Genomic DNA, 23,179 nt, shown 5'->3' with positions numbered 1-23,179 from the left:
CGTTCCGGGCTGCCCGGCGGAGGCTCAGACGACGTGGGCGGCGATGACGCGGGCGCAGTCGATCGACTCGGTGTGGCTGGTGTCGACCTCGACGTCGTAGACGACGCCCTCGTGCACGGTCTTCGCCTGCAGCGCGGCCATGCCGACGACACGGTCGCCCCGCGCGAGTTCCCGGCCGGCGGCGATCTCGGGGTCGCAGCGCACGCCGACCCACAGCACCCGCAGCCCGTCGAGGAGGCGACGGGTGTGCTCCTGTGAGTTCCTGCCGCCGAGGAAGACGTCGTCGATGATGATCCGCGCCCCGGCCCGTGCCATGGCGGCGACCCCGGTGGTCCAGGCGATCTCCGCCTCGCGGAAGCGCTCCCCGACGTGGACCTCTCCCTGTCGTCCGAACGCGATGCCGCCGTCGGACTCCATGAGGGACGGCGGAAGCGCGTCGACCAGGTCGTCCACGCCGAGGCTCAGCCAAGGGTCGGGGAGAATGGCCTGCAGGCAACGGGTGATGCCCGACTTGCCGGAGCTGGAACCGCCGTTGAGGACGATGACCTGTGTCCTGGCCGGGTCCGGTCGCTCGTTGGTCTCGCCGGTCATGCCACCCGCCGGTAGCTGCTGCCGTCCCGGGTCCGGGCCAGCATGCCTCCTACGACCAGGTAGCGCCGCAGTGCCGAGCAGTCCTCGTGGACCGTGCGCAGGGCCTCGTTCACCTCCCGCTCGCTGTAGGCGCGCTCCCGCTCGAACAGGGTTTCCGCGAGGTGTGTGAGTAGTTGCTCCCGGCGGGCCGTCTTCCGCGGGATCGCCGTCAGCCGTCCGTGGGAGAAGAGGGCGGACACGTTCTGTGCCGTACTGAAACCGTCAGACATGCGGGGAAGCCTTCCGCAGACGCCGGTTGCGGGCAAAGGATTTAGGGGGCGGGAAGGGCTGCCGCGGTGCGGCGATCGGCGGACCGGGGCGGTGTCCGTTCGGCACCCTGGTGTCATGACCACTCTCGACTCGAACGACCCGCTCGCCGTCGCCGTCACGACCGCGATCCGCACCGGTGATCTGCCCGGACTCACCCGGCTCCTCGACGAGCACACGGGACTGGCCACCGCCGGCATCAGGGAGGTGCGGGAGGACCGCGGCCCGGGGACGCGGAGCTTGTTGCACGTGGCGGCCGACTGGCCGGGGCACTTCCCGGACGGCCCGCGGGTCGTGGCCGCGCTGGTCGCCGCGGGCGCCGACCCCGGTGCCCGGTTCGTCGGTGCCCACACCGAGACGCCGCTGCACTGGGCCGCGAGCAACGACGACGTGGCCCTCGTGGACGCGCTGGTGGCGGCGGGGGCGGACATCGAGGCGGCGGGCGGGGTCATCGGCGGGGGCACCCCGCTCGCCGACGCCCGGGGCTTCGGCCAGTGGCGGGCGGCCCACCGGCTCGTCGAGCACGGGGCCCGCGTCACCTTCCAGGACGCCGCCGCGCTGGGGCTCCTGGACCGGGTGGAGGCGCATCTCGCGGCTCCCGTGCCGCCGACGGCCGACGAGATCGCCCAAGCCTTCTGGGGCGCCTGCCACGGCGGGCAGCCGGCGACCGCCCGGCGCCTGTGGGAGTGCGGCGCGGACATCGACCGGATCGGCTGGGACGACAGGACACCGCTGGACGTCGCGCGCGAGCAGGATGCCGACGAGGTGGTCCGGTGGCTGACCGGGCTCGGCGCCCGGTCCAGCAGCGAACTGCCCGCCTCATCCTGACGGAACGCCGTAGAGCACGAGGTTCCGGCGATACGCGCGCGTGTCCGGGTCGAAGTCGCCCGCGCAGGTGACGAGTGCCAGACGCGGGGCGCCCCCGGCGGTGAACAGGTCGGCGGGGAGGCCCGTTCGGGTGTACGTGCGGCGGGCGACGATCCGGTAGGTGTGCCGGGTGCCGTCGGCGGCGGAGATGTGGACCCGCGTGCCGAGCGGTACGGCGTGCAGTTCCTCGAAGGGTCCGGCTCCCTCGTCGGCCGTGTCGAGGTGGCCGGCGAGCAGGACGGTGCCGCGGGGTGCGCCGGGCGGCGCGCCGAGCACCCACCAGCCCACCCGGGAGGGGGACTCGGGCACGGCGAGCGTGCCGTCGGCGCGCACGGCGACCGGGTCGACGGGAACGCGCGCGACAAGGCCCGGCACGGTGACGTCGAGGGGCGGGGAGTGGGCGTGGGCGGCCCCCGCGGGGGCCGCGGGGGTGGCGGGGGTGGCGGCCGGGAGCTCACCGGCGTCGGGCGCACCGCCCGCGGGGGCGGGGGTGGTGGGGAAGAGGCAGGTCAGGGCGGCGGAGGCGGCCGCGGCCAGCCCGGCCCAGACCAGCAGCCGGTCGGGGCCGGGTTCGCCGCTCAGCCGGGCACCCATCGGGGTGGTCAGCGGCTGTCGTTGCGGCGCATACGGGCGGCGGCCCAGAAGGCGACGCCCGCGACGAGCACCCCGCCGACGGCGAAGGCCGGCAGCGCGAGGAGGAGCGGGACCTCGGAGGCGAGGGAGGCCTGGCCGCCGTTGCCGGCATGGATGGCCTTGGGAGACGCGGCGGCGTGGCAGTCGCCGCCGCGCACCATGTCAAGGTGCATGGCGACGACCGGTCTCGCCGCCTTGGCGGCCGCGGTGACCTCGGCGTTCCTGCCGTGGGCGACCTGGGTGTCGATCCGGGCGAGGGTCTTTTCGTGGGCGCTCGCCATCGCGTCCAGCCACGCGGTGTCGTAGTCGGGGGTCCCCGCCTTGGCCATGACGTCCTCGAGGGTCTGCTGCTGGTCGGCGGTGGGGGCGACGGGCAGGTCGACGCCGAGCTTGTCGGCGAGGGCCCTGGTGTCGCCGTCGAGCTTCGTGTGGTCGCGCACCAGGACGGCGCCCGCGTCCTTGGCGCACGGTGTCGTGGCGTGCTTCCGGGCGTCCCGGCCCGCGGCTGTCTCGGCGAGATGCCCCTGGTGGGAGGCGCGCAGGAACGCGCTGTCGACGGGGTGGGCGGAGTCGTCGGCGGCGTGTGCGGGACCGGTGGCTATGCCGGTCAGCGCGAGGCAGGTGAGGGCCGTGGCGGCCCAGCGGTGGCTGCGGGTCACGGTGGGTCGTCCGTTCTGGTCGGTCGGTCCGTGGCCCCTCACTCTGTCGAGGGACCTCGTTGACCATCCGGACACGGCCGCGGCCGGTGTGCCACTCGCGGGTACTGCAAACGGCCCACGGCCGCGGTCAGGCGAGGGATGCGCCGACCAGCAGGGAGAAGGCGGCCGTGATCAGCAGGGTGCGGACGAGGTGGAGACGGTTCCAGCGGCGCTCGAAGGCCTCGCGGACGGGGCCGGGGGCGCCGCCTTCGGAGGCGGCCAGTGCGTTGTTGAGGGGGATGTTGCCGGTGATGGTGACGAGGTGGTTGAGGACGGCGCAGGCGAGGCCCGCGACGATCAGCCAGCGCTGGGTGGGGGAACGGTCGTCGATCGGAACGGCCAGGGCGAGGGCGGGGAAGACGACGACGCCGGCGAAGACGGCCAGGAAGACGGAGCGGGGGACGTATTCGTTGATGCGCCGCATGGCCGTCACGAAGTGCTCGTCCGTGAGCCGGGCCAGCGCGGGCATGACGCCGGTGAGGAAGACCAGCATGAAGCCCGCGTAGAGCCCGGTGGACACGACCGCGAGAGCGAGCAGCAGAGTCGGCATGCGGTCATCATGGCGCGGAAGGGCGGGGAGGCACAGCCGAGTTGCGGGCGGGGAGGTCGGCGAGCGGGCAGCTCGCGGAGGGGAAGGTAGCCGGCGCCGGATGCTGTGGGGGGCCGGCGCCGGAGTGTGTGGGGCTCGGTACGACGCCTCCAGCTTGGCCGGTGCGGCGGCCCGGAGCGAGGGGGTTGGCTGGGACTCGCCAACCCCTGAACTCGCTCTTGTCACCGTGTGCAGTCGCATGCGTACATGGAGTTGCGTACGTCCAAGGGGATGGCGGGGGTGGTCTGCCGTGGGGAACGCACCGGGCTCCGTGCTCGGCCGGACGGCCTTAAGAGAGACGACACCGGTTCGCACGGCGCCGCCGCAGGCGCCGCGCCCGGCCGGTCAGTCGATCCGGGGCATGAGACAAATCTGCGCGACGCTCGCCGCGCTGGCCGAGTCGGCCCACCGCGAGCTGCTGACGTTCGACGATCCGGCGGCCTGCCTCGGGCAGGCGATCCCGGAGCCCTTCCTGGAGCTCGCCGGAAGCTGTGTGCGGACGGCCGTGGAGCGGGTCGGGACGGTCCGTCAGATCGTGCCCCGGCACGCGCTGGCGCGGGTCGCCACGACCGACGACCCCGCCGCCGGTGTGGCAGCGCTCGGGCGGCTGGCGGGCCGGGCGCGGCTCACGGACACGATCCCGTTCAAGATGATCGTCGTCGATCGCACGGTGGCCGCGATCCCCCTCGATCTCGAACTTCTCTACAACGGTCTGCTGCTGATCCGTGACCCGGTCGTGGTGCACGCGCTCGTCCGCGCGCACCACGCCTGGTGGGAGACGGGCGAGGAGGTCAGCGCGGCGCCGGCCCGGCCGGGTGCGCTGCCGTCGCATCTGCGGCCGGTCCTCGAGGCCCTGCTGGCCGGGCTCACCGACGAGACGGCCGCCGCCCGGCTCGGCGTATCGGGACGTACGTACAGCCGGCGCGTGGGCGAACTGCTCGCGGCGCTCGGTACGACGAGCCGCTTCCGGGCGGGAGCGGAAGCGGCTCGTCGCGGCTGGCTGTGACGTCCTACGACACGATGTCCTTGCGGGAGAAGCCGCGGAACGCGAGGGCGAACAGCACCAGGGCGTAGGTCACCGACACCGCCGCGCCCTTCACCATGCCGCCCCACTCCAGCTGTGGTTGCAGGGCGTCGGCCCAGGCGAACTGCCAGTGGGCGGGGAGGAAGTCGCGCCAGGAGCCGAGCGCGGTGACCGCGTCCAGCACATTGCCGATGATCGTCAGTCCGACCGCGCCGCCGACCGCGCCCAGGGGGGCGTCGGTCTTGGTCGACAGCCAGAAGGCGAGCCCCGCCGTGACCAGTTGGGAGACGAAGACGAACGCCACGGCCAGCGCGAGGCGCGGAATCGTGTCGGCCGTGGCCAGGGCGCCGCCGGTGGGCAGGCGCAGCGGGCCCCAGCCGTAGGCGACGGTGCCGGCGGCGAGCGCCACGACGGGCAGCAGCAGCATGGCCGCCGCGCTGAAGCCCAGGGCCACGGCCAGCTTCGACCAGAGCAGCCGGGCGCGGGGCACGGGCGCGGCGAGCAGATAGCGCAGGGAGGACCAGCTGGCCTCGGAGGCGACCGTGTCGCCGCAGAACAGCGCGACCGGCACGACCAGCAGAAAGCCGGCCGAGACGAACAGGCAGGTGGCGGCGAAGTTCGCGCCGGACGCGGTCGCCGTGTCCATCAGGGTGATGCGGCCGTTGTCCCGCCCGTCGGGTTCACCGCCGATCGCGAAGGCGGCGATCAGCACGAACGGCAGGGCGGCCAGGATGGCGCCCATGACGAGGGTGCGGCGCCGTTTCAGCTGGCGTACGGCTTCGACGCGCAGCGGCAGGGTGTGCCGGGCCCGGTAGCCGGGCGCGGTCTCGGTGAGCGTCGCGTCGCTCATGCGGATCCTCCTCCGATCAGGGTGAGGAACGCGTCCTCCAGTCGGCGGTGCGGTCCGACGCCCGTCACCGGCACGTCCAGCCGGACCAGTTCGGCGATCAGTGCCGTGGCGGTCGCGCCGTCCAGCCGCACGAGCAGGCCCGCGTCGGTGCGGGTGGCCGAGCCGATCCCGGGAAGCGCGCCGATCTTCTCGACGAGCTGCTCCGGGACGGCCTCGGAGGTGCTGACGAGCAGCGTGTCGCCCTCGCCGGTGATCTCGGCGACGGGCCCGGCCTGGACGAGCCGGCCCCGGTCCATGACCACCAGGTGGGTGCAGGACTGCTCGACCTCCGCGAGGAGATGGCTGGAGACGATGACGGTCCGGCCCCCGGCCGCGTACCGGATCATCACGTCCCGCATCTCGCGGATCTGTGGCGGGTCCAGTCCGTTGGTCGGTTCGTCGAGGATGAGGAGGTCCGGCAGACCGAGCATGGCCTGGGCGATGGCGAGCCGCTGCCGCATGCCCTGGGAGTAGGTGCGTACGGCGCGGGCCAGGGCGTCGCCGAGGCCGGCGATCTCCAGGGCCTCGTCGAGGTGCGCGTCCTCGGCGGGGCGGCCGGTGGCCCGCCAGTACAGCTCGAGGTTCTCCCGGCCCGACAGGTGCGGCAGGAAGCCGGCGCCCTCGACGAACGCGCCGACCCGCGACAGTACGGTGGCGCCCGGCCGGACGGCGTGCCCGAAGACGCGGATCTCGCCGTCGTCGGGGGTGATCAGGCCCATGAGCATGCGCAGGGTGGTGGTCTTGCCGGCGCCGTTGGGACCGAGGAGTCCGAGGACTTGGCCCTTCTCGACGCGGAACGACAGGTCACGGACGGCGTACCGGTCGGAAGACCTGGCGTACTTCTTCGTCAGCCCGGTGATCCGCAGGGGTACGTCGGCGAGGTCCGGGTCCGGCGCCGGGGCGGTGGTGCGGCGGCGGGCGGTGAGCAGGAGCACGGCGGCGACGGCGGCTCCGGCGGCCGGCAGGCCCCAGACCCACCAGGGCAGGGCGGCGGCCTGGGTGCGGACGCCGGGCGCGGTCGGTACGGACAGCGCGCCACTCGTGACGGAGGCGGTGTAGGTCGCGGGGGCCGCCGGGGAGGCGTAGCCGAGGTCGGTGGCGGCCAGGACGAGGCGCAGCCGGTGGCCGGCCTCGATCTCGCGGTCGATGGCGGGGAGGGTCAGCAGGACCTCCTTGCCGTTGCGGGCGTCCTCGACCCGGACGGGGGCGACGAGCTGGGAGGGCAGTATCTGGCCGCGGCCGTCGGGTCCGACGTCGTAGACCTTGCCGAAGACGACGGCTTCGCCGCTGTCGGAGGCGATCTTGACGCGGACGGTGGGCGAGCCGGTGATGTGCACCGGTTCGGTCAGGGGTTGGGAGTCGAAGCGGGCGTACTGACCGGGGAAGTCGAGGGAGAGGCCGACGCCGAGGGAGGAGAGCTGGGACAGTCCGCCGCCGATCCCGGGTACGGCGGAGATGGCGGGCGGGTTCGCGCCGGCGGGGCTGCGGAAGGTCTGCTGTCCGCCGGTGAGGGCGATGGTGCGCTCGCCGTTGCGCAGGCCGGGGTAGGCGGTGCCGCCGGCACCGCGCAGGAGGGCCTGTCCGTCGGTCGAGTCGACGCCGCCGGTGCGGCTGACCCTGAAGGCCGGCCCAGTGTCGGTGCCGGTGTCCTCCTTGAGGTAGCGGTCGAACCAGGCGGTGACGCGGGCCTCGATCCGGTCGGTCTCGCGGTTCCCGCCGTCGTGGCCGCCGGCGACCCAGTCCACGGCGACGGGGGCGCCGTTGCCGCTGATGGCCTTGGCCATGGCGTCGGCGTGGCCGAGCGGGAACAGGGAGTCGGACTGGCCCTGGACGATGAGCGCGGGGACCTTGATGCGCGGGGCGACGGCCGAGGGGCTGCGCCGTTCGAGCAGCGCGCGGGCGGCGGGGTCGGGTGCACCCGCGACGGCGACGCGCTCGTACATGGCGCACAGCTCCGGCTGGAAGCGTCCGCAGGCGGCGTTCGCCGGGGCGACCGGCGCGGCCGCGGCCGCCGACGCCCGGCCCTGGCCCGGGGCGTCCCCCGGCTGTTCCTGGGACGGTGGCTGCTGGGGCTGCTGGGCCGAGGCGACCGTGCCCGTCGAGAAGAAGATCCCCGCCCACAGCTTCTTGAAGACGCCGTCGGGGAAGAGCGCGTCCGCCAGGTTCCAGTAGGTGACCTGCGGGGCGATCGCGTCGACCCGCTTGTCGTACCCGGCCGCCAGGAGGGCGATCGCGCCGCCGTACGACCCGCCGGCGACGCCCACGCGCGGGTCGCCGGCCGCGTCCACCCGGACCTCGGGGCGCTTCGCGAGCCAGTCGAGGAGCCGGGAGACGTCCTTGACCTCGTGGTCCGGGTCGTTGAGCCCGATCCGGCCGGTCGAGGCGCCGAAGCCGCGCGCCGACCAGGTGAGCACGGCGTAGCCGTCCCGGGCGAGGTTCTCGGCGTGCGCGCGGACGTCCTCCTTGCTGCCGCCGAAGCCGTGGCCGAGAAGGACGGCGGGACGGCGGCCGGAGGCGCCCGCGGTGAAGAACGAGGTGTCGATCCGGGCCCCGGGCATGTCGAGCGTCCGGTCCTCACGGTGGACGGGCGGCGGTTCGTCCGCGGCGACGGCGGTCCAGGTGCCTGCGCCGGCGAGCACGGCCAGGGCGGCGGTGACCGCGGCCCACCAGGGAAGTCGGATCCTCATACCTCGACCCTAAGCGGGAGCCGGCGCCGGCTCCGCCGCCGCCGGGTGGAACTCGGGAGCCTTCCTGAGGTGTACGCACGGCGTCGGCGTACACCGGACGCGGTATGCGGAGGGGTGCCTGCCGGGCCGGCACCGGGCATCGGGATGCCGCACGCGCCGTCGTCGCGCAGGAGCGAGATCACTACGCCCTTCGGGTGACGGTGGGCACCGGCAATGATCCGGCATTGCCGACGTATCGCTCGGCGGCAGGGACGGACGGTGGAGAAATCGCCACGTTGCCGTGCGAGTTCCGAGACGAAGCGCGGCACAGGCCGGTCATTGTCTTGCGCGGTACATGACCAGCCACGACGCTGTGGCCCCCGGTCCGGACAACGAAAGGTCAGGTGCCCGGAGATGAGAGCCACATCCCGCCGCATCGGTGCGCTGATACCCGTCATCGCCCTCGCGGCCGGTCTGCAGTTCGCCGCCTCCCCCACGGCGCAGAGCGCGCCGGTCGGCGACCTCCGTCTCGCCCCCACGTCAACCGCCGTGCAGAACAGCTGGATCGTCGTCCTGAAGGACGGCTCGACACGCGCCGCCGATCTGGGCGTCGCGCCGCAGCATGTGTACAGCACCGCGCTCCAGGGCTTCTCCACCTCCATGCCGAAGGCGAAGGCCGCCGCGCTGGCGGCCGACCCGAGAGTGGCGTACGTCGAGCAGAACGAGATCGTCCGCCTCAATGACACCCAGTCCGGTGCCACCTGGGGCCTGGACCGGATCGACCAGCGCAGCCTGCCGCTGTCGACCACGTACACGTACGACACCACCGCGTCGAACGTGAACGCCTACATCATCGACACGGGTATCCGCACCACGCACGGCGAGTTCGGCGGCCGGGCCGTAATCGGCACGGACACCGTCGGCGGCGGGCAGAACGGCCAGGACTGCCAGGGCCACGGCACACACGTCGCGGGCACGGTCGGTGGCGGGACCTACGGGGTCGCGAAAGCCGCCAGGCTCGTGGCCGTCCGTGTGCTGGACTGCAACGGCTCGGGCACGACGGCCGGGGTCATCGCGGGTGTCGACTGGGTGACGGCGAACGCCGTCAAGCCCGCGGTCGCCAACATGAGTCTGGGCGGCGGTGTGAACACCTCGCTGGACAACGCGGTCAAGCGCTCGATCGCCTCGGGTGTCACCTACGCCGTCGCGGCGGGCAACGGCAACATCCTCGGTCTCCCGGCGAACGCGTGCAACTACTCCCCCGCGCGCGTCCCCGAGGCGATCACGGTCGGTGCGACCGACAGTGCCGACCGCCGTGCCTCCTTCTCCAACTACGGCACGTGCCTGGACCTGTTCGCCCCCGGGGTGAACATCACATCGGCCTGGCGGACGAACGACACCGCGACGAACACCATCTCCGGCACGTCGATGGCGACCCCGCACACCGCGGGCGTGGCGGCGCTCTACCTGTCGAAGAACCCGGCGGCCACCCCGGCGCAGGTGCGTGACGCCCTGGTCGGCAACGCGACGTCCGGCAAGGTCCAGAACCCGCTCACGGGCTCCCCGAACAGGCTGCTGCACTCGCTGTTCTGACCGGCCCCGACGCACGGCCTTGCGCAGGCAGCTCGCGCGGGCACGGCTCGCGGGCTCGGTTCGCGCGGGCACGGCTACGGGACCAGGTGCCCGAGGAGTTCCTCCCCCGCGGGGTAGGGGCGCTCCTCGGGCATCAGCCGTGCCGCCGCCTCCTTCTCCCCCGCCCGTACGAGAGCGTGGATCTCGTGCGCGAGCGGTGTCACGTCGGTGATGGAGACCGTCCACTCGTCCGCGTACCGCCGGGCCGCCTCGCCGGACAGGCCGAGCTGGAGCGAGCGGTGCGGCTGCGGCGCCAGGTGGAGGTCCCGCTCGGGGTCCCACTGGACCCGGGCGGGCGCCCGGCGCAACTCCTCTTTCCAGGTGGCCTGATCGGCGTGGAAGCCCCGGACGTAGTGCGACAGGCAGGCGTGCCGCAGCGCCCACTCGAAGCCTTCGCGGGTGATCTCGACGGCCAGGACGGTCTCCTGGTCCTGCTTCGTTCCCCAGCCGCAGCGGTACATCATCCACAGGAACGAGGGCTTGATCCACGTCATCCGGTCCCGCTTCCAGGACGCCGGGAAGCGCCCGTCCCGCGCGGCGGGGGCGCCGATGGCCGGGTGGTAGGCCTGGTAGACGGTGACGGTGTCCTCGGTGTGGAGGGCGCGGATGCGGTGCTTCGGTTCGTTGTCGTGCATGACCGAAAGGATCAACGGCCGGCCCCGGTCGGGGCCAGCCGTTTTCACGTGGTCCGGGCCGCGGGGCCCGGGCCGTCAGTGGTTGCGCGGGAAGCCGAGGTCCACGCCCGCCGGGGCCTCGGAGGGGTCGGGCCAGCGGGTGGTGACGACCTTGCCGCGGGTGTAGAAGTGGACGCCGTCGTTGCCGTAGATGTGGTGGTCGCCGAAGAGCGAGTCCTTCCAGCCGCCGAAGGAGTGGTAGCCGACGGGGACGGGGATCGGGACGTTCACGCCGACCATGCCGGCCTGGACCTCCAGCTGGAAGCGGCGTGCGGCGCCGCCGTCGCGGGTGAAGATCGCGGTGCCGTTGCCGAACGGCGAGGCGTTGATGAGGTCGACGCCCTCCTCGTAGGTCTCGGCGCGCAGGACGCACAGCACCGGGCCGAAGATCTCGTCGCGGTAGGCGTCGGAGTCGGTGGACACCTTGTCGAGCAGGGACAGGCCGATCCAGTGGCCGTTCTCGTACCCGTCGACGGTGTGGCCGGTGCCGTCGAGCACGACCTCGGCTCCCTGGGCGGCGGCTCCCGTGACGTACGAGGCGACCTTGTCGCGGTGGGCGGCGGTGATCAGCGGGCCCATCTCGGAGGTCGGGTCGTCGCCCGGGCCGATCTTGATCTTCTCGGCGCGCTCACGGATCTTCTCGACGAGCTCGTCGCCGATGGCGCCGACCGCGACGACCGCCGAGATGGCCATGCAGCGCTCGCCCGCGGAGCCGTACGCCGCCGAGACCGCGGCGTCCGCGGCCGCGTCCAGGTCGGCGTCCGGGAGGACCAGCATGTGGTTCTTGGCGCCGCCGAGTGCCTGGACGCGCTTGCCGTTGGCTGAGGCGGTGGTGTGGATGTAGCGGGCGATCGGGGTGGAGCCGACGAAGGAGACCGCGGCGACGTCCGGGTGCTCCAGGAGGGCGTCGACGGCGATCTTGTCGCCGTGCACGACGTTCAGCACACCGTCGGGCAGACCGGCCTCGGCGACCAGTTCGGCGAGCCGGTTGGCCGCGGACGGGTCCTTCTCGCTCGGCTTGAGCACGAAGGTGTTGCCGCAGGCGATGGCCAGCGGGAACATCCACATCGGGACCATGGCCGGGAAGTTGAACGGCGTGATGCCGGCGACGACGCCCAGCGGCTGGCGGATCGCGGAGACGTCGACCCGGCTGGACACCTGGGTGGACAGCTCGCCCTTGAGCTGGGTGGTGATGCCACAGGCCAGCTCGACGATCTCCAGGCCGCGCGCGACCTCGCCGAGCGCGTCCGAGTGGACCTTGCCGTGCTCGGCGGTGATCAGGGCGGCGAGCTCGTCGCGGTGGGCGTCGAGCAGCGCGCGGTACTTGAACAGGACGGTGGTGCGCTGGGCGAGCGAGGACGTGCCCCAGGTCGCGAACGCGGCCTTGGCGGCGGCGACGGCGGCACCGACCTCGTCGGCGGACGCGAGCGCCACCCGCGTGGTGACGGCACCGGTCGCGGGGTCGGTGACCGGGCCCCAGTTGCCCGACGCGCCTTCGACGGTCTTGCCACCGATCCAGTGGTTGACGGTCTTCGTCATGACGAAAAGCTCCTTCACAGATGGCGGCGTCGGGCTGCGACTTGCCGGTCGTACTCCTCCCGGGCCTTGACCGCCGACGTACGGGTCGCGGTCTCGGCCACGGGCACATCCCACCATGCCTCCGCGGGGGGCGCGCCCGACACTGTGTCTGCCGTTTCGGTCTCCGTGTAGACACATGTGGGGACGGTCGACGCCCGGGCTTCGGCGAGCGCTTCTCGCAGGTCACGCACGGTGCGGGCGCGCAGGACCCGCATGCCGAGGGAGGCCGCGTTGGCGGCCAGGTCCACCGGCAGCGGGTCGCCCGTGTACGTGCCGTCGGGCGCCCGGAAGCGGTAGGCGGTGCCGTACCGCTCGGCGCCCACCGTCTCGGAGAGGCCGCCGATGGAGGCGTATCCGTGGTTCTGGAGGATGACGACCTTGATCGGGACGTTCTCCTGCACGGCGGTGACGATTTCGGTTGGATTCATCAAGTATGTACCGTCGCCGACGAAGGCCCAGACGGGGCGGTCGGGGGCGGCGAGTCCGACGCCGATGGCCGCGGGGATCTCGTAGCCCATGCAGGAGTACCCGTATTCGACGTGGTATTGGTCCGCGGACCGGGCGCGCCACAGCTTGTGCAGGTCCCCCGGGAGCGAACCGGCCGCGTTGATCACGATGTCGTCGCCGGTGACCAGGGTGTCGAGGATGCCGAGGACCTGGGTCTGCGTGGGGCGGGCGTCCTCGCTCCCGGGCGTGTACGCGGCGGTGACGCGGTCCTCCCATCGGGCGCGCGCCTCGCGGTACTCGTCCACGTAGGGCCCGGGCACCCGGTGGCCGTCCAGGGCCGCGCCGAGGGCTTCCAGGCCCTCGCGGGCGTCGGCGACCAGTGGCAGCGCGGACATCTTGTGGGCGTCGAAGCCGGTGATGTTCAGGTTGACGAAGCGGACACCGGGGTGGGCGAAGAGCGTCGCGGAGGCGGTGGTGAAGTCGGAGTAGCGGGTGCCGACCCCGATCACGAGATCGGCGGTGCGGGCGAGGTGGTTGGCGGTGGCGGTGCCGGTGTGACCGAGGGCGCCGACGTCGGCCGGGTGGTCGTGGGGCAGTGATCCCTTGCCGGCCTGGGTGGAGGCGACGGGGATGCCGGTCGCGTCGGCGAGGGCGCGCAGCGCCGGCTCGGCCTCGCTGTGGTGGACCCCGCCGCCCGCGACGATCAGGGGCCGGCTCGCGGCCCTGACGGCCCGTACGGCGCCGTCCAGTTCGGCCTCGTCGGCTCGGGGCCTGCGGACCCGCCAGACCCGCTCGGCGAAGAACTCCTCCGGCCAGTCGAACGCCTCCGCCTGGACGTCCTGGGGCAGTGCGAGCGTGACGGCCCCGGCCGTGGCCGGGTCGGCGAGGACCCGCATGGCGGCGAGTGCGGCGGGGATCAGGGCCTCGGGGCGGCTGATCCGGTCGAAGTACCGCGACACCGGCCGCAGGCAGTCGTTGACCGACACGTCACCCGCGTGGGGGAGCTCCAGCTGCTGGAGGACCGGGTCGGCCGGGCGGGTGGCGAACGTGTCGCCGGGCAGCAGCAGGACCGGCAGGTGGTTGATGGTGGCGAGGGCGGCGCCGGTGACGAGGTTGGTGGCGCCGGGCCCGATGGAGGTGGTGACGGCATGGGCGGAGAGGCGGCGGGACTGGCGTGCGTACCCGACGGCGGCGTGGACCATGGCCTGTTCGTTGCGGCCCTGGAGGTAGGGCATGTCGGGCGCCGACTCGACGAGGGCCTGGCCGATGCCGGCGACGTTGCCGTGGCCGAAGATGCCCCAGGTGGCGCTGATGAGACGGTGGCGCGCGCCGTCGCGTTCGGTGTACTGGCGGGCGAGGAAGGCGACGAGTGCCTGCGCCGTGGTGAGTCGTCGGGTGCCCGCGGTCGGCGTGCTCATCGGTATCCCTCCGTGAGGTGGTCGGGGTGGAAGCGGATTTTCCACTCCCGTTCGTCGCCCGGGCCCGCCATGACGTTCAGGTAGTACATGGTGTGGCCGGGCGGGGCGATGGACGGGCCGTGCCAGCCGTCCGGGACGAGCACGGCATCGCCGCCGCGGACCTCGGCGAGGACGTCGGCGCCGCCGGGCCGGGAGGGGGAGACGCGCTGGTAGCCCGCTCTCCCGCCGTCGATCTCGAAGTAGTAGATCTCTTCGAGCTTCGTCTCCTCGCCGGGGAGGTGCTCGTCGTGTTTGTGCGGCGGGTAGGAGGACCAGTGGCCGCCGGGGGTGAGGACCTCGACCGCGATCAGCCGGTCGCAGTCGAAGGCCTCCGCGGAGGCGAAGCCCCGCACTTCACGGGCGCAGGTGCCGCTGCCGCGGGCTTCGACCGGAACCTCCGGCGCGGGGCCGTAGCGAGCGGGGAGTCGTCGCTCGCACTTCGCTCCTGCCAGGGCGAAGCGGCCTCCCGCGCCGGAGGCGATGTGGGCGTGGGTGTCACGCGGTACGTATGCGAAGTCCGTGATACCGGCGAACACGCTTTCCCGGCCCCGCAGTTCAAAGAGCTCGTCCTCCACCTGCACGGTACAACCACCGGTGAGGGGAAGCACGATCCATTCGCTGTCCCCGGTGGAGAACGGGTGCTCGTCCCCGGGGCCGAGGTCGAGGACCCGCAGGGAGCAGTGGCTCCAGCCGGCGCGTTCGGGATCGATGTGCAGGGCGTAGGGGCCGTGTGCGGCCGTGCCGTACGGCACGTACAGCTGCTGCTCGGTCATGATCTCTCCGTACCCCTTCGGCGGCTCAGAGCAGTCCTACGGCGGTGTCCACCGCGGCGGCGACGTCGCCGTCCGGCGGGTACAGCAGCGAGCGTCCCACCACGAGACCCTGAACGGTGGGAAGTTCGAGGGCGCCGCGCCACTTCTCGTACGCCCGGTCCTGGTCGTGTCCGACGTCGCCGCCGAGGAGGACGGCGGGCAGCGTGGACGTCTCCATGACGCGCGCCATGTCGCCGGGGTCGTCGGTGACGGGCACTTTGAGCCAGGTGTACGCCGATGTGCCGGCGAGTCCGGAGGCGATGGCGATGGACGTGGCCACCGCGTCGGCGCTCAGGTCGTTGCGGACGCGCCCGTCGGCGCCGCGCCGGGACAGGAACGGCTCGACGAAGACGGGCAGCCGGCGCTCGGCCATGGCGTCGATGGCGCGGGCCGCGGAGTGGAGGGTGGTGAGCGAGCCGGGGTCGGTGTGGTCGATGCGCAGCAGGAGTTTGCCCGCGTCGAAGCCGAGCCGGGCGAGGTCCTCGGGCCGGTGGCCGGTGAACCGGTCGTCGAGTTCGAACGCGGCGCCCGCGAGCCCGCCGCGGTTCATGGAGCCCATCACCACCTTGTCCTCCAGGGCGCCGAGGAGGAGCAGGTCGTCGAGGATGTCGGCGGTGGCGAGGACCCCGTCGACGCCGGGGCGGGAGAGCGCGAGGCAGAGCCGCTCCAGCAGGTCGAGACGGTTGGCCATGGCGAGGGGCCGGTCGCCGACGCCGAGGGCGCCGCGGGCGGGGTGGTCGGCGGCCACGATCATCAGCCGGCCGGTGGCGCCGACGAGCGGGCGGCGCCGGCGGCGGGCGGCGGCCTCGGCGACGGCCTCGGGGTGGCGGGTGCGCACGGCGACGAGGCGGGCGAGGTCGACGCCGCTCATGACACGCCGCCTTCGAGGGCGCGGTCCACCTCGTCGGGGAAGGGCATGGCGGAGGAGCAGGCGAGGCGGGAGGCGACGATGGCGCCGGCCGCGTTGGCGTACCGGAGGGTGCGCTCCAGGCTCCATCCGGACAGCAGCCCGTGGCACAGGGCGCCGCCGAACGCGTCGCCGGCGCCGAGGCCGTTGACGACGTCGACGGGGACGGGCGGCACCTCGACGCTCTCGCCGTCGGCGGAGAGCGCCAGGACGCCCTTGGGGCCCTGTTTGACCACGGCCAGCCGGACGCCCTGGTCGAGCAGGGCGCGGGCGGCGGCGTGCGGCTCGCGCTCGCCCGTGGCGATCTCGCACTCGTCGACGTTGCCGACGGCGACGTGGGCGTGGCGCAGGGCTTTCCGGTAGTGCGGCCGGGCCTCGTCCGGGTCGGTCCAGAACATCGGGCGCCAGTCGAGGTCGAAGACGGTGGTGCCGCCCTCGGGGAGGTGTTCCGCGCGGTGGGCGAGCGCGGCCAGGGTGGCGGTGCGGCTGGGCTCGGCGGACAGGCCGGTACCGGTCATCCAGAAGACGCGGGCGGCGGCGATGGCGTCCAGGTCCAGCTCGTGCGGGTGGATCTCCAGGTCGGGGGCCTTGGGCTGCCGGTAGAAGTACAGCGGGAAGTTGTCCGGCGGGAAGATCTCGCAGAAGGTGAGCGGTGTCGGGTACGCCGCGACCGGGGTCACCCAGCGGTCGTCGACACCGAACGCGCGCAGCTCCTGGTGGAGGTAGTCACCGAACGGGTCGGCCCCGGTCCGGCTGATCAGGGCGGTGCGGCGGCCGAGCCGGGCGGCGGCGACCGCCACATTGCCGGCCGAGCCGCCGAGGAACTTGCCGAAGGTGTCGACCTGGGCGAGTGGGACGCCGGTGCGGAGCGGATAGAGGTCCACTCCGATGCGTCCGATGGTGATCAGGTCGTACGGGTCGGTCGGCTCGGTCTCCATGCACGTCCCCTTCGCGTCGGCGCCGTCCCCAGGTCTAGCCGCAGCCCGAAGCCCTGTCAACATTTTGTCCTTACATTCGGACGAACCCTTGACGCTCCGCTCGCGCCGCGTCCAAGCTGACCCCCATGACGCCGCTGTCACCATCGCCGCTGTCCCGCATCCGGATCGGATCCGCCCCCGACTCTTGGGGGGTCTGGTTCCCCGACGATCCGCAGCAAGTGCCCTGGCAGCGTTTCCTCGACGAGGTCTCCCGGGCCGGTTACGAGTGGATCGAGCTGGGCCCCTACGGCTATCTGCCCACCGATCCGGTCCGGCTGGCCGAGGAGACCGGGCGCCGCGGCCTGAAGGTCTCCGCAGGCACGGTCTTCACCGGACTCCACCACGGTCCGGCCGTGTGGGAGAAGACCTGGGCGCACGTCGCGGACAACGCCACGCTGGCCCGCGCCATGGGCGCCGACCACCTCGTCGTCATCCCCTCCTTCTGGCGGGACGACAAGACCGGAGAGGTGCTGGAGGACCGCACGCTGACGGCGGATCAGTGGCGCCACCTGACCACGCAGACCGAGCGGCTGGGCCTGGAGGTCCAGGAACGCTTCGGGCTGCGCATCGTCGTCCACCCGCACGCCGACACCCATGTCGACAACGAGGAGAACGTCTCCCGCTTCCTCGACGCCACCGACCCCGACCTCGTCTCGCTCTGCCTGGACACCGGGCACTACGCCTACTGCGGCGGCGACAGCGTCAAGCTGATCGAGACCTACGGGGAGCGGATCGGCTACCTCCACCTCAAGCAGGTCGACCCCGCGATCCTGGCGGAAGTGGTCGCCGAGGGCACCCCGTTCGGCCCGGCCGTCGCCCGTGGGGTGATGTGCGAACCCCCGGCCGGCGTACCCGCGCTGGAGCCGGTGCTGGCCGCCGCCCAGGCCCTGGACGTCGACCTCTTCGCCATCGTCGAGCAGGACATGTACCCCTGCCCGCCGGACAAGCCCTACCCCGTCGCCGAACGGACCCGTCGCTTCCTGCGTTCCTGCGGCGCCTGAACCACCCCCTCACACCCCGTCTGTAACAACACGCCCGTGTTTGTCACGCATATCTCCATAACGCGGACCTTCGGTCACAAGCGTTCAACAGGCGTTCTCCGTCCATCACTCTGCGTCGTTCAACGGGCACAGGCTCAGTGATCGCCAGCGTCCACCGCCGCGGCTCCCCCGACGGCCCTCCCGGCCACCGCCGCGGCGCACGCAGGGAGGTGCCACAGATGACGGACAGAAAACTCTGGTCCTACAAGGAGATCGCCGCTCATATCCGGGTACAGCCGGACACCGTCCGGTCCTACCGCAAGCACGGGCTGCTGCCGCGCCCCGACCATGTGGAGTCCGGGAAGCCCTACTGGTACCCGGACACCATCCGCGTCTGGGTCGCCAACCGCCCCGGCAACCGCGGGCGCAAGGAGGGCTGACTCCCGGGCATCCCGGCCCCGCACCCGCCAGTACGGGGCCGGCCCTTCCCACGGGTCGCCCATAAAGCCTTTGCCCCTGAGCGGGCACCTGTGGAGGATCACGGTATGAACGAGGACACCACTGCCGACTTCTCCCTGAAGCCCACCCTCACCGGCGAGAAGGTCGTACTGCGGCCGTTCACCGAGGCCGACGCCGGTGCCATGGCGGAGATCCTCGACGACCCCGAGGTCATGAAGCTCACCGGCTGCGCCGACGAGCCCCGGCTCGACCACGGCCGGCTGCGCTCCTGGTACGCCTCCCGCGGCGACCAGACCGACCGGCTCGATCTCGCCCTCGTCGACAGGGCCTCCGGCGAGGTCGTGGGCGAGCTGGTGTTCAACGAGTGGGACCGCTCGAACCGCAGCTGCAACTTCCGCACCCTCGTCGGCCCGAAGGGCCGCGACCGGGGGCTCGGCACCGAGGCGATCCGGCTCTTTCTCGCCCACGGCTTCGAACGCCTCCACCTCAACCGTGTCTCCCTGGGTGTCTTCGCCTTCAACCCGAGGGCCGTCCGCGTCTACGAGAAGGTCGGCTTCGTCCGGGAGGGCATCGAGCGCGAGGCCCTGCTGCACCGGGGCGAGTGGATCGACTCCGTGTACATGTCCGTCCTGGCCCGGGAGTGGGCCACCCACCGGGGCCACCCGGCGAACTAGGCACACACCCCGGGGTCCGGCCCGGCCGGCCCCCGGGGCAGCCGGTCCAGCCCGGCCGGCCACGACCCCGGTCCAACCCGGCCGATCCACCACCCGGTCCAGCCCGGCCGACCACGGCCCCCCAATCCAGCCGGCCGCTCCGGCGGCCAGCTCGCCTGCGGCCTGTGCGCTCCCGAGTCACCCCCGGCCGGGTGGGGCGAGCAGCCCGGCCGACGCGCAATCCCCGGGTCCAGCCCGGCCGCGCCCCGCCGGTGCCTTGCCCCGGCCGGGCCACCCGGGCCGAGCGCCACCGTCCGGAGGCCCCGCCCCCGCACCTCCGGCCGGCGGTCCCTAGCGCCCCACGGGGGCCTTGTCGCGGCCCGCGCCGTCCGGGGCTTGCGCGTCCGACGGTTCCGCGGTCCCGCGGGACGTGCCGGCCGCGGCGGGCGAGGCGGCCCGGGGCCCGGGTATCTCACCCTCGCTGAGGCCGAACCGGGCATGGAAGGCCCGCAGTGGTGCGGGCGCCCACCACGTGGCGCGGCCGGTCAGCTTCATCACGGCGGGCACGAGCAGGCTGCGCACCACCATCGCGTCCATCAGGACGGCCAGCGCTACCCCTAGGCCGAGCATCTTGGTATTGGTCACGCGAGAGGTGCCGATGGCGACCATCACCACGGCCAGGATGACGGCAGCCGCCGTGATCAGCCCGCCGGTGCGCCTCAGCCCGAACCGCACGGCGTGCTCGTGGTCGCCGGTGTTGTCGTACTCCTCCTTCATCCGGGAGAGCAGGAACACGCCGTAGTCCATGGAGAGCCCGAAGGCCACACAGAACATCAGCACCGGAAGGGTCGTCTCGATGTCTCCGGTGGCCGTGAAGCCCAGCAGGCCCGACAGATGGCCGTCCTGGAAGACCCACACGACCGCCCCGAACATCGCCGTGAGACTCAGCGCGTTGAGCACGACGGCCTGGAGCGGGATCAGCACGCTGCCCGTGAGCAGGAACACCAGCAGCAGCGTGACCACCACGATGATCGCCGCCGCCCAGGGCAGCCGGTCTGCTATGGCGTCCTTGGAGTCGACCAGAACGGCGGCCGCTCCGGTCACCGAGGTGTCGAAGGGCGCCTCCTGACCCCGCAGTTCCCGCACGAGCGACTGGGTGTCGGCGCCGACGGCCTCCCCCTCCGGCAGCACCGTGAAGTACGCGTAGGACCCCGAGGTCACCGGCCCTTCCACCCGGAGCACACCCGGCAGGGCGTCGATCCGGTCGCGGTACTCGGCGTACTGCGCGGGCGTGGCGCGTCCTTCCGTGAGGACCTCCAGGCCGCCGCCGGGGCTGCCCGGGAAGCCCTCCCGCAGGTGCTGCTGGACGACCCGTGACTCGGCGCTCGAGGGCAGCTGGCGGTCGTCGGCCGTGCCGAACTTCACGCCCAGGAACGGCAGCCCGAGGACGACCAGCCCCACGGCGGTCGTGACCGCGAAGACGGGCGCCCTGCGCATCACCAGCGCGGCCGCCCGCGCCCACCCCGCTCCGGGCTCGCGCTCCGGGCCGCCGCCGTCCTTCCCCCGGCGTCGCCGGATCAGCCGGCGCAGGTCGAGGGCGTTGACCCGATGGCCGAGCAGCAGCAGTGCGGCGGGCAGCAGGGTCAGGGCCGCCGCGGCCGCCAGCAGCACGACCGCGATCCCGGCGTAGGCGAAGGAACGCAGGAAGTACTGCGGGAAGACGAGCATGGCCGCCAGCGAGACCGCCACGGTGAGCGCGGAGAACAGCACGGTGCGCCCGGCGGTCCGCAGGGTGGTGTTCACGGCCGCCGTCACATCGGCGCCCGCGGAGAGCTCCTCACGGAACCTGCGCACCACGAACAGGGCGTAGTCGATGGCGAGTCCGAGGCCCAGCGCGGTGGTCAGGTTCATCGCGAAGACCGAGACGTCGGTGAATTCGGTCAGGCCGCGCAGCACCGCGTTGGTCCCGAGGATGGCGACGACGCCGATACCGAGGGGCAGCAGGGCCGCGACGGCGCTGCCGAAGACCATGACCAGCAGCACCAGGGTCACCGGGAGGGCGATCAGCTCGGCCCGCAGCAGGTCGTCCTGGATGATCGTCTGCATCTCGTGCCGCACGGCGACGGGCCCACCGACGGAGACTTCCACCGGTCCGTGGGTGCCGCGGAGTTCGGGTGCTATCCGCTCCAGGGTCTCCGCCGCCGTCTTCTCGTCACCCTGGAGCCGCGCCGCGATCAGGGCCTCGCGCCCGTCCTTGGCGCGCAGACCGGGTGCTCGGGTGTCCCAGTAGGAGCCGACGCCGACGACGCCCTTCTCGGAGGCGAGCCGCTCCGCGAGCCGCCTCGCCTCGGCGGCGACCGCGGGGTCGTCCACGCGGGCCTCACCGCTGTCGACCAGGAGCAGCAGGTTGGGCTGGGAGGCGGGGAACTCGCGCTCCAGCGCCCTGGTGGCATAGGTCGACGAGGCGTCCGGGTCCTCCCATCCGCCGCTGCCCATGCGCTCGGCGACCCCGCCCCCGGCGAACACCGCCAGCACGGTGATCACCAGTGCCGCGAGCAGAGTCAGCCGGGGCCGGGCGATGAGCGGCCGGAGGCGGCCGCCACGCGCGGGTGGGCTGTTGACTTCGGACATGACGCGGTGTCCCCTTCACCGTGACCCGTCGCCCCGTGGCACGGGTCGTCCATTGCCATAGACTGGCAAACACGAGCGACCGCTCGCATTTCACAAGAATGCGAGCGACCACTCGTGTTTGTCAAACGCTCCGAGAAAGCTGGGGATAGACGTGTCGGACGCCGCGAAGCCGCGCACCGGGCCGGGGGACGAGGCGGACGCCTCCGCGAGCGGGACCTCCACGGAGACGGCCGCAGCCTTCACGAGCGGGACGTCCAGGGAGACGGCCGCCGCCTCCACCGGCGGTTCGGGCGCACCCGAGGCCAGGCCGCGCCGCCGGCAGGCGCGCGGCGAGCGCCGCATCGCACAGCTGCTCGACGCCGCCGCAGAGGTGTTCCGCACCACCGGATACACCGCGGCGAGCACGAACGCCATCGCCCGGGCGGCGAGCGTCTCCCCCGGCACGCTCTACCAGTACTTCCCCAACAAGGAGGCCATCGCCGTCGAGCTCGGCGACCGCCTGCTGCACCGGATGCGCGAGGCCCACGGCCAGGCGTTCACCCCGGCCAACTTCGATCTGCCGCTGACCGAGATGCTGGACGCGATCCTCGACCCGATGATCGAGTTCAATTGCGCCAATCCGGTGTTCCTCGCCCTGATGCACGGCTCCGACGTCCCGGGCCGGATCACCGAGGAGCACGACGCACTGCACGCCTCCCTGCTCGCGCGCGTCGAGGAGCTGCTGGGCCACTACGTCCCGGACATGCCCGCCGACGAGCGGAGCCGGATCGCCAACATGACGTTCGCCCTGTTCAAGGCCTCGCTCGACCTGGTGCTCGCCCACGAGGGCGAGGAGCGCGCGGCGTACACCGCCGAGCTCAAGCGGGTGATGTTCCGCTACCTGGACCCGGTCATCGGCGACGCGGTGCTCGGCTGTGGCGCGAGTGGAAGTCATACCCCCTAGGGGTATAAGGTGAGTGAGTCGGGGCGCCCCGGGCCTCCCGGGCACCCCAGGCGCACCATGACTTCGTACACCTCGCACCGCCTCCATCCGAAGAGGAGAACGACCATGACCTCCGAGACGAAGACCGAGCTTCCCCAGGCAACCGGCTCCTGCTGCTCGCCCACCGGCGGCTGCCACGACGCCGCGGCAGAGTCCCGGGCGGGCGGCGTGACCGCGGTCTACGAGGTCAAGGGCATGACGTGCGGCCACTGCGAGGGCGCCGTCTCGAGCGAGATCTCCGAGCTCCCGGGCGTCTCCTCGGTCCAGGCGGTCGCCGCGACAGGGCTGGTCACGGTGGTCTCCGAGGCCGCACTGGACGAGGCCGCGGTGCGCGCGGCGGTCGACGAGGCGGGCTACGAGCTCGCCGGCCGCCGCTGAACCGGCACACACGAACTCCACCGGCCGGACGCCCTGTGAAGACGGGGCGTCCGGCCATGTGGGTTTACGGCTGGTTCGTCCGAGTTTGGACCGTTCACCCACACGCCTCGCGTTCATTCACGTGAATTCACATTCACGTGACACACAAGACCTTCACAAAGAGACCTAGATCACAGATATTTGGGGGTAACCATTTAGGCGGCTCGCGAGTCTAAATGGGCGATGCCACGAACGTCTTGGGGGACGTTCATGGGATGTCTTGGGGGACGTCCCAGGCAAGCGTTGGCCGGGGCACGTGCACCGGGGAGCTTTGAGCGGCCCTCCCGTACGTACGTACCCCGGCAGATCG

At 72.6% G+C, this 23,179-nt stretch carries 22 protein-coding genes; 8 read left to right on the top strand and 14 right to left on the bottom strand.

Features of this window, described 5'->3' with window-relative positions; translation table 11 throughout:
* Positions 1 to 24: 24 nt before the first annotated feature.
* Positions 25 to 591 (bottom strand): chloramphenicol phosphotransferase CPT, encoded by a 567-nt coding sequence (cpt, locus tag ACY34K_RS07115; RefSeq protein WP_462744924.1) that lies wholly within the window; start codon positions 589 to 591, stop codon positions 25 to 27.
* Entirely contained in the window at positions 588 to 860 is a 273-nt protein-coding gene (locus ACY34K_RS07110; RefSeq protein WP_462744922.1) for a DUF2087 domain-containing protein, read from the bottom strand. Before ACY34K_RS07110 ends, cpt begins: the two co-directional genes overlap by 4 nt.
* A gap of 115 nt (positions 861 to 975) precedes the next feature.
* Between ACY34K_RS07110 and ACY34K_RS07105 the strand changes: the two genes are divergently transcribed.
* Positions 976 to 1,725 carry an ankyrin repeat domain-containing protein gene (locus ACY34K_RS07105; protein WP_462744920.1) on the top strand — a complete coding sequence of 250 codons (750 nt, stop codon included), beginning with the start codon at positions 976 to 978 and terminating at the stop codon, positions 1,723 to 1,725.
* Here ACY34K_RS07105 and ACY34K_RS07100 read toward each other — a convergent pair.
* From ACY34K_RS07100 to ACY34K_RS07090, 3 genes are all read right to left on the bottom strand, one after another.
* Positions 1,717 to 2,358: a class F sortase gene (locus tag ACY34K_RS07100; protein WP_462744918.1), complete on the bottom strand. Its 642-nt coding sequence runs from the start codon at positions 2,356 to 2,358 to the stop codon at positions 1,717 to 1,719. The genes ACY34K_RS07105 and ACY34K_RS07100 overlap by 9 nt on opposite strands.
* 8 nt (positions 2,359 to 2,366) lie before the next feature.
* Positions 2,367 to 3,056 carry a DUF4142 domain-containing protein gene (locus ACY34K_RS07095; RefSeq protein WP_462744916.1) on the bottom strand — a complete coding sequence of 230 codons (690 nt, stop codon included), beginning with the start codon at positions 3,054 to 3,056 and terminating at the stop codon, positions 2,367 to 2,369.
* 127 nt (positions 3,057 to 3,183) lie between these two features.
* Entirely contained in the window at positions 3,184 to 3,645 is a 462-nt protein-coding gene (locus ACY34K_RS07090) for an anthrone oxygenase family protein (protein ID WP_462744914.1), read from the bottom strand.
* A 400-nt stretch (positions 3,646 to 4,045) separates the two neighbouring features.
* Here ACY34K_RS07090 and ACY34K_RS07085 point away from each other — a divergent pair, with 400 nt between their 5' ends.
* The gene (locus ACY34K_RS07085) at positions 4,046 to 4,690 is read left to right on the top strand and encodes a helix-turn-helix transcriptional regulator (protein ID WP_462744912.1); all 645 of its coding nucleotides are present in this window, start codon (positions 4,046 to 4,048) and stop codon (positions 4,688 to 4,690) included.
* A 4-nt stretch (positions 4,691 to 4,694) separates the two neighbouring features.
* On the opposite strand, the gene ACY34K_RS07080 is transcribed toward ACY34K_RS07085, so the two are convergent.
* Together ACY34K_RS07080 and ACY34K_RS07075 are read right to left on the bottom strand one after the other, a co-directional pair.
* Positions 4,695 to 5,558 (bottom strand): ABC transporter permease, encoded by an 864-nt coding sequence (locus ACY34K_RS07080; RefSeq protein ID WP_462744910.1) that lies wholly within the window; start codon positions 5,556 to 5,558, stop codon positions 4,695 to 4,697.
* On the bottom strand, positions 5,555 to 8,284 hold the full coding sequence (locus ACY34K_RS07075) for a CocE/NonD family hydrolase (RefSeq protein ID WP_462744909.1): 2,730 nt from the start codon (positions 8,282 to 8,284) through the stop codon (positions 5,555 to 5,557). The genes ACY34K_RS07080 and ACY34K_RS07075 overlap by 4 nt, the downstream gene beginning before the upstream one ends.
* Positions 8,285 to 8,677: 393 nt before the next feature.
* Between ACY34K_RS07075 and ACY34K_RS07070 the strand changes: the two genes are divergently transcribed.
* Positions 8,678 to 9,856, top strand: a complete 1,179-nt coding sequence (locus ACY34K_RS07070; RefSeq protein ID WP_462744907.1) for a S8 family peptidase — start codon at positions 8,678 to 8,680, stop codon at positions 9,854 to 9,856.
* Positions 9,857 to 9,930: 74 nt separating this feature from the next.
* On the opposite strand, the gene ACY34K_RS07065 is transcribed toward ACY34K_RS07070, so the two are convergent.
* From ACY34K_RS07065 to iolC, 6 genes are all read right to left on the bottom strand, one after another.
* A complete protein-coding gene (locus tag ACY34K_RS07065) occupies positions 9,931 to 10,530 on the bottom strand; it encodes a DUF4291 domain-containing protein (RefSeq protein ID WP_462744905.1) in 600 nt (199 codons plus the stop codon).
* Between the two features lie 75 nt (positions 10,531 to 10,605).
* Entirely contained in the window at positions 10,606 to 12,108 is a 1,503-nt protein-coding gene (locus ACY34K_RS07060; RefSeq protein WP_462744903.1) for a CoA-acylating methylmalonate-semialdehyde dehydrogenase, read from the bottom strand.
* Positions 12,109 to 12,122: 14 nt separating this feature from the next.
* A complete protein-coding gene (iolD, locus tag ACY34K_RS07055; protein WP_462744901.1) occupies positions 12,123 to 14,012 on the bottom strand; it encodes a 3D-(3,5/4)-trihydroxycyclohexane-1,2-dione acylhydrolase (decyclizing) in 1,890 nt (629 codons plus the stop codon).
* Positions 14,009 to 14,824: a 5-deoxy-glucuronate isomerase gene (gene iolB, locus ACY34K_RS07050; protein ID WP_462744899.1), complete on the bottom strand. Its 816-nt coding sequence runs from the start codon at positions 14,822 to 14,824 to the stop codon at positions 14,009 to 14,011. Before iolB ends, iolD begins: the two co-directional genes overlap by 4 nt.
* A gap of 25 nt (positions 14,825 to 14,849) precedes the next feature.
* Positions 14,850 to 15,734: a Cgl0159 family (beta/alpha)8-fold protein gene (locus ACY34K_RS07045; RefSeq protein WP_462744897.1), complete on the bottom strand. Its 885-nt coding sequence runs from the start codon at positions 15,732 to 15,734 to the stop codon at positions 14,850 to 14,852.
* A complete protein-coding gene (iolC, locus tag ACY34K_RS07040; protein WP_462744895.1) occupies positions 15,731 to 16,708 on the bottom strand; it encodes a 5-dehydro-2-deoxygluconokinase in 978 nt (325 codons plus the stop codon). Before iolC ends, ACY34K_RS07045 begins: the two co-directional genes overlap by 4 nt.
* A gap of 125 nt (positions 16,709 to 16,833) precedes the next feature.
* On the opposite strand from iolC, the gene ACY34K_RS07035 reads away from it, so the two are divergent.
* The 3 genes from ACY34K_RS07035 (at position 16,834) to ACY34K_RS07025 (ending at position 18,860) form a co-directional block, all read left to right on the top strand.
* On the top strand, positions 16,834 to 17,748 hold the full coding sequence (locus ACY34K_RS07035; RefSeq protein WP_462744893.1) for a sugar phosphate isomerase/epimerase family protein: 915 nt from the start codon (positions 16,834 to 16,836) through the stop codon (positions 17,746 to 17,748).
* A gap of 218 nt (positions 17,749 to 17,966) precedes the next feature.
* Positions 17,967 to 18,167, top strand: a complete 201-nt coding sequence (locus ACY34K_RS07030; RefSeq protein WP_462744891.1) for a helix-turn-helix transcriptional regulator — start codon at positions 17,967 to 17,969, stop codon at positions 18,165 to 18,167.
* 105 nt (positions 18,168 to 18,272) lie between these two features.
* Positions 18,273 to 18,860 carry a GNAT family N-acetyltransferase gene (locus ACY34K_RS07025; RefSeq protein ID WP_462744889.1) on the top strand — a complete coding sequence of 196 codons (588 nt, stop codon included), beginning with the start codon at positions 18,273 to 18,275 and terminating at the stop codon, positions 18,858 to 18,860.
* A 330-nt stretch (positions 18,861 to 19,190) separates the two neighbouring features.
* Here the strand turns inward: ACY34K_RS07025 and ACY34K_RS07020 are convergent, their stop codons facing one another.
* On the bottom strand, positions 19,191 to 21,470 hold the full coding sequence (locus ACY34K_RS07020) for an MMPL family transporter (protein WP_462744887.1): 2,280 nt from the start codon (positions 21,468 to 21,470) through the stop codon (positions 19,191 to 19,193).
* A gap of 151 nt (positions 21,471 to 21,621) precedes the next feature.
* Here ACY34K_RS07020 and ACY34K_RS07015 point away from each other — a divergent pair, with 151 nt between their 5' ends.
* A complete protein-coding gene (locus ACY34K_RS07015) occupies positions 21,622 to 22,413 on the top strand; it encodes a TetR/AcrR family transcriptional regulator (RefSeq protein ID WP_462744885.1) in 792 nt (263 codons plus the stop codon).
* Positions 22,414 to 22,518: 105 nt separating this feature from the next.
* On the top strand, positions 22,519 to 22,830 hold the full coding sequence (locus ACY34K_RS07010; RefSeq protein WP_462744883.1) for a heavy-metal-associated domain-containing protein: 312 nt from the start codon (positions 22,519 to 22,521) through the stop codon (positions 22,828 to 22,830).
* Positions 22,831 to 23,179 lie beyond the last annotated feature (349 nt).

This window comes from Streptomyces sp. STAM6 (genome assembly GCF_054963715.1).
This window is presented reverse-complemented; position numbering and strand designations above follow the sequence as displayed.

What these genes read in the sequence shown, in the direction of transcription:
- ACY34K_RS07085 (WP_462744912.1), top strand. Translation starts at nt 4,046, where the DNA reads ATGAGACAAATCTGCGCGACGCTCGCCGCGCTGGCCGAGTCGGCCCAC.
- ACY34K_RS07075 (WP_462744909.1), bottom strand. Translation starts at nt 8,284, where the DNA reads ATGAGGATCCGACTTCCCTGGTGGGCCGCGGTCACCGCCGCCCTGGCC.
- ACY34K_RS07110 (WP_462744922.1), bottom strand. Translation starts at nt 860, where the DNA reads ATGTCTGACGGTTTCAGTACGGCACAGAACGTGTCCGCCCTCTTCTCC.
- iolB (WP_462744899.1), bottom strand. Translation starts at nt 14,824, where the DNA reads ATGACCGAGCAGCAGCTGTACGTGCCGTACGGCACGGCCGCACACGGC.
- ACY34K_RS07035 (WP_462744893.1), top strand. Translation starts at nt 16,834, where the DNA reads ATGACGCCGCTGTCACCATCGCCGCTGTCCCGCATCCGGATCGGATCC.
- ACY34K_RS07010 (WP_462744883.1), top strand. Translation starts at nt 22,519, where the DNA reads ATGACCTCCGAGACGAAGACCGAGCTTCCCCAGGCAACCGGCTCCTGC.
- ACY34K_RS07020 (WP_462744887.1), bottom strand. Translation starts at nt 21,470, where the DNA reads ATGTCCGAAGTCAACAGCCCACCCGCGCGTGGCGGCCGCCTCCGGCCG.
- ACY34K_RS07065 (WP_462744905.1), bottom strand. Translation starts at nt 10,530, where the DNA reads ATGCACGACAACGAACCGAAGCACCGCATCCGCGCCCTCCACACCGAG.
- ACY34K_RS07045 (WP_462744897.1), bottom strand. Translation starts at nt 15,734, where the DNA reads ATGAGCGGCGTCGACCTCGCCCGCCTCGTCGCCGTGCGCACCCGCCAC.
- cpt (WP_462744924.1), bottom strand. Translation starts at nt 591, where the DNA reads ATGACCGGCGAGACCAACGAGCGACCGGACCCGGCCAGGACACAGGTC.
- ACY34K_RS07080 (WP_462744910.1), bottom strand. Translation starts at nt 5,558, where the DNA reads ATGAGCGACGCGACGCTCACCGAGACCGCGCCCGGCTACCGGGCCCGG.
- ACY34K_RS07090 (WP_462744914.1), bottom strand. Translation starts at nt 3,645, where the DNA reads ATGCCGACTCTGCTGCTCGCTCTCGCGGTCGTGTCCACCGGGCTCTAC.
- ACY34K_RS07025 (WP_462744889.1), top strand. Translation starts at nt 18,273, where the DNA reads ATGAACGAGGACACCACTGCCGACTTCTCCCTGAAGCCCACCCTCACC.
- ACY34K_RS07105 (WP_462744920.1), top strand. Translation starts at nt 976, where the DNA reads ATGACCACTCTCGACTCGAACGACCCGCTCGCCGTCGCCGTCACGACC.
- ACY34K_RS07060 (WP_462744903.1), bottom strand. Translation starts at nt 12,108, where the DNA reads ATGACGAAGACCGTCAACCACTGGATCGGTGGCAAGACCGTCGAAGGC.
- ACY34K_RS07070 (WP_462744907.1), top strand. Translation starts at nt 8,678, where the DNA reads ATGAGAGCCACATCCCGCCGCATCGGTGCGCTGATACCCGTCATCGCC.
- iolD (WP_462744901.1), bottom strand. Translation starts at nt 14,012, where the DNA reads ATGAGCACGCCGACCGCGGGCACCCGACGACTCACCACGGCGCAGGCA.
- ACY34K_RS07030 (WP_462744891.1), top strand. Translation starts at nt 17,967, where the DNA reads ATGACGGACAGAAAACTCTGGTCCTACAAGGAGATCGCCGCTCATATC.
- iolC (WP_462744895.1), bottom strand. Translation starts at nt 16,708, where the DNA reads ATGGAGACCGAGCCGACCGACCCGTACGACCTGATCACCATCGGACGC.
- ACY34K_RS07100 (WP_462744918.1), bottom strand. Translation starts at nt 2,358, where the DNA reads ATGGGTGCCCGGCTGAGCGGCGAACCCGGCCCCGACCGGCTGCTGGTC.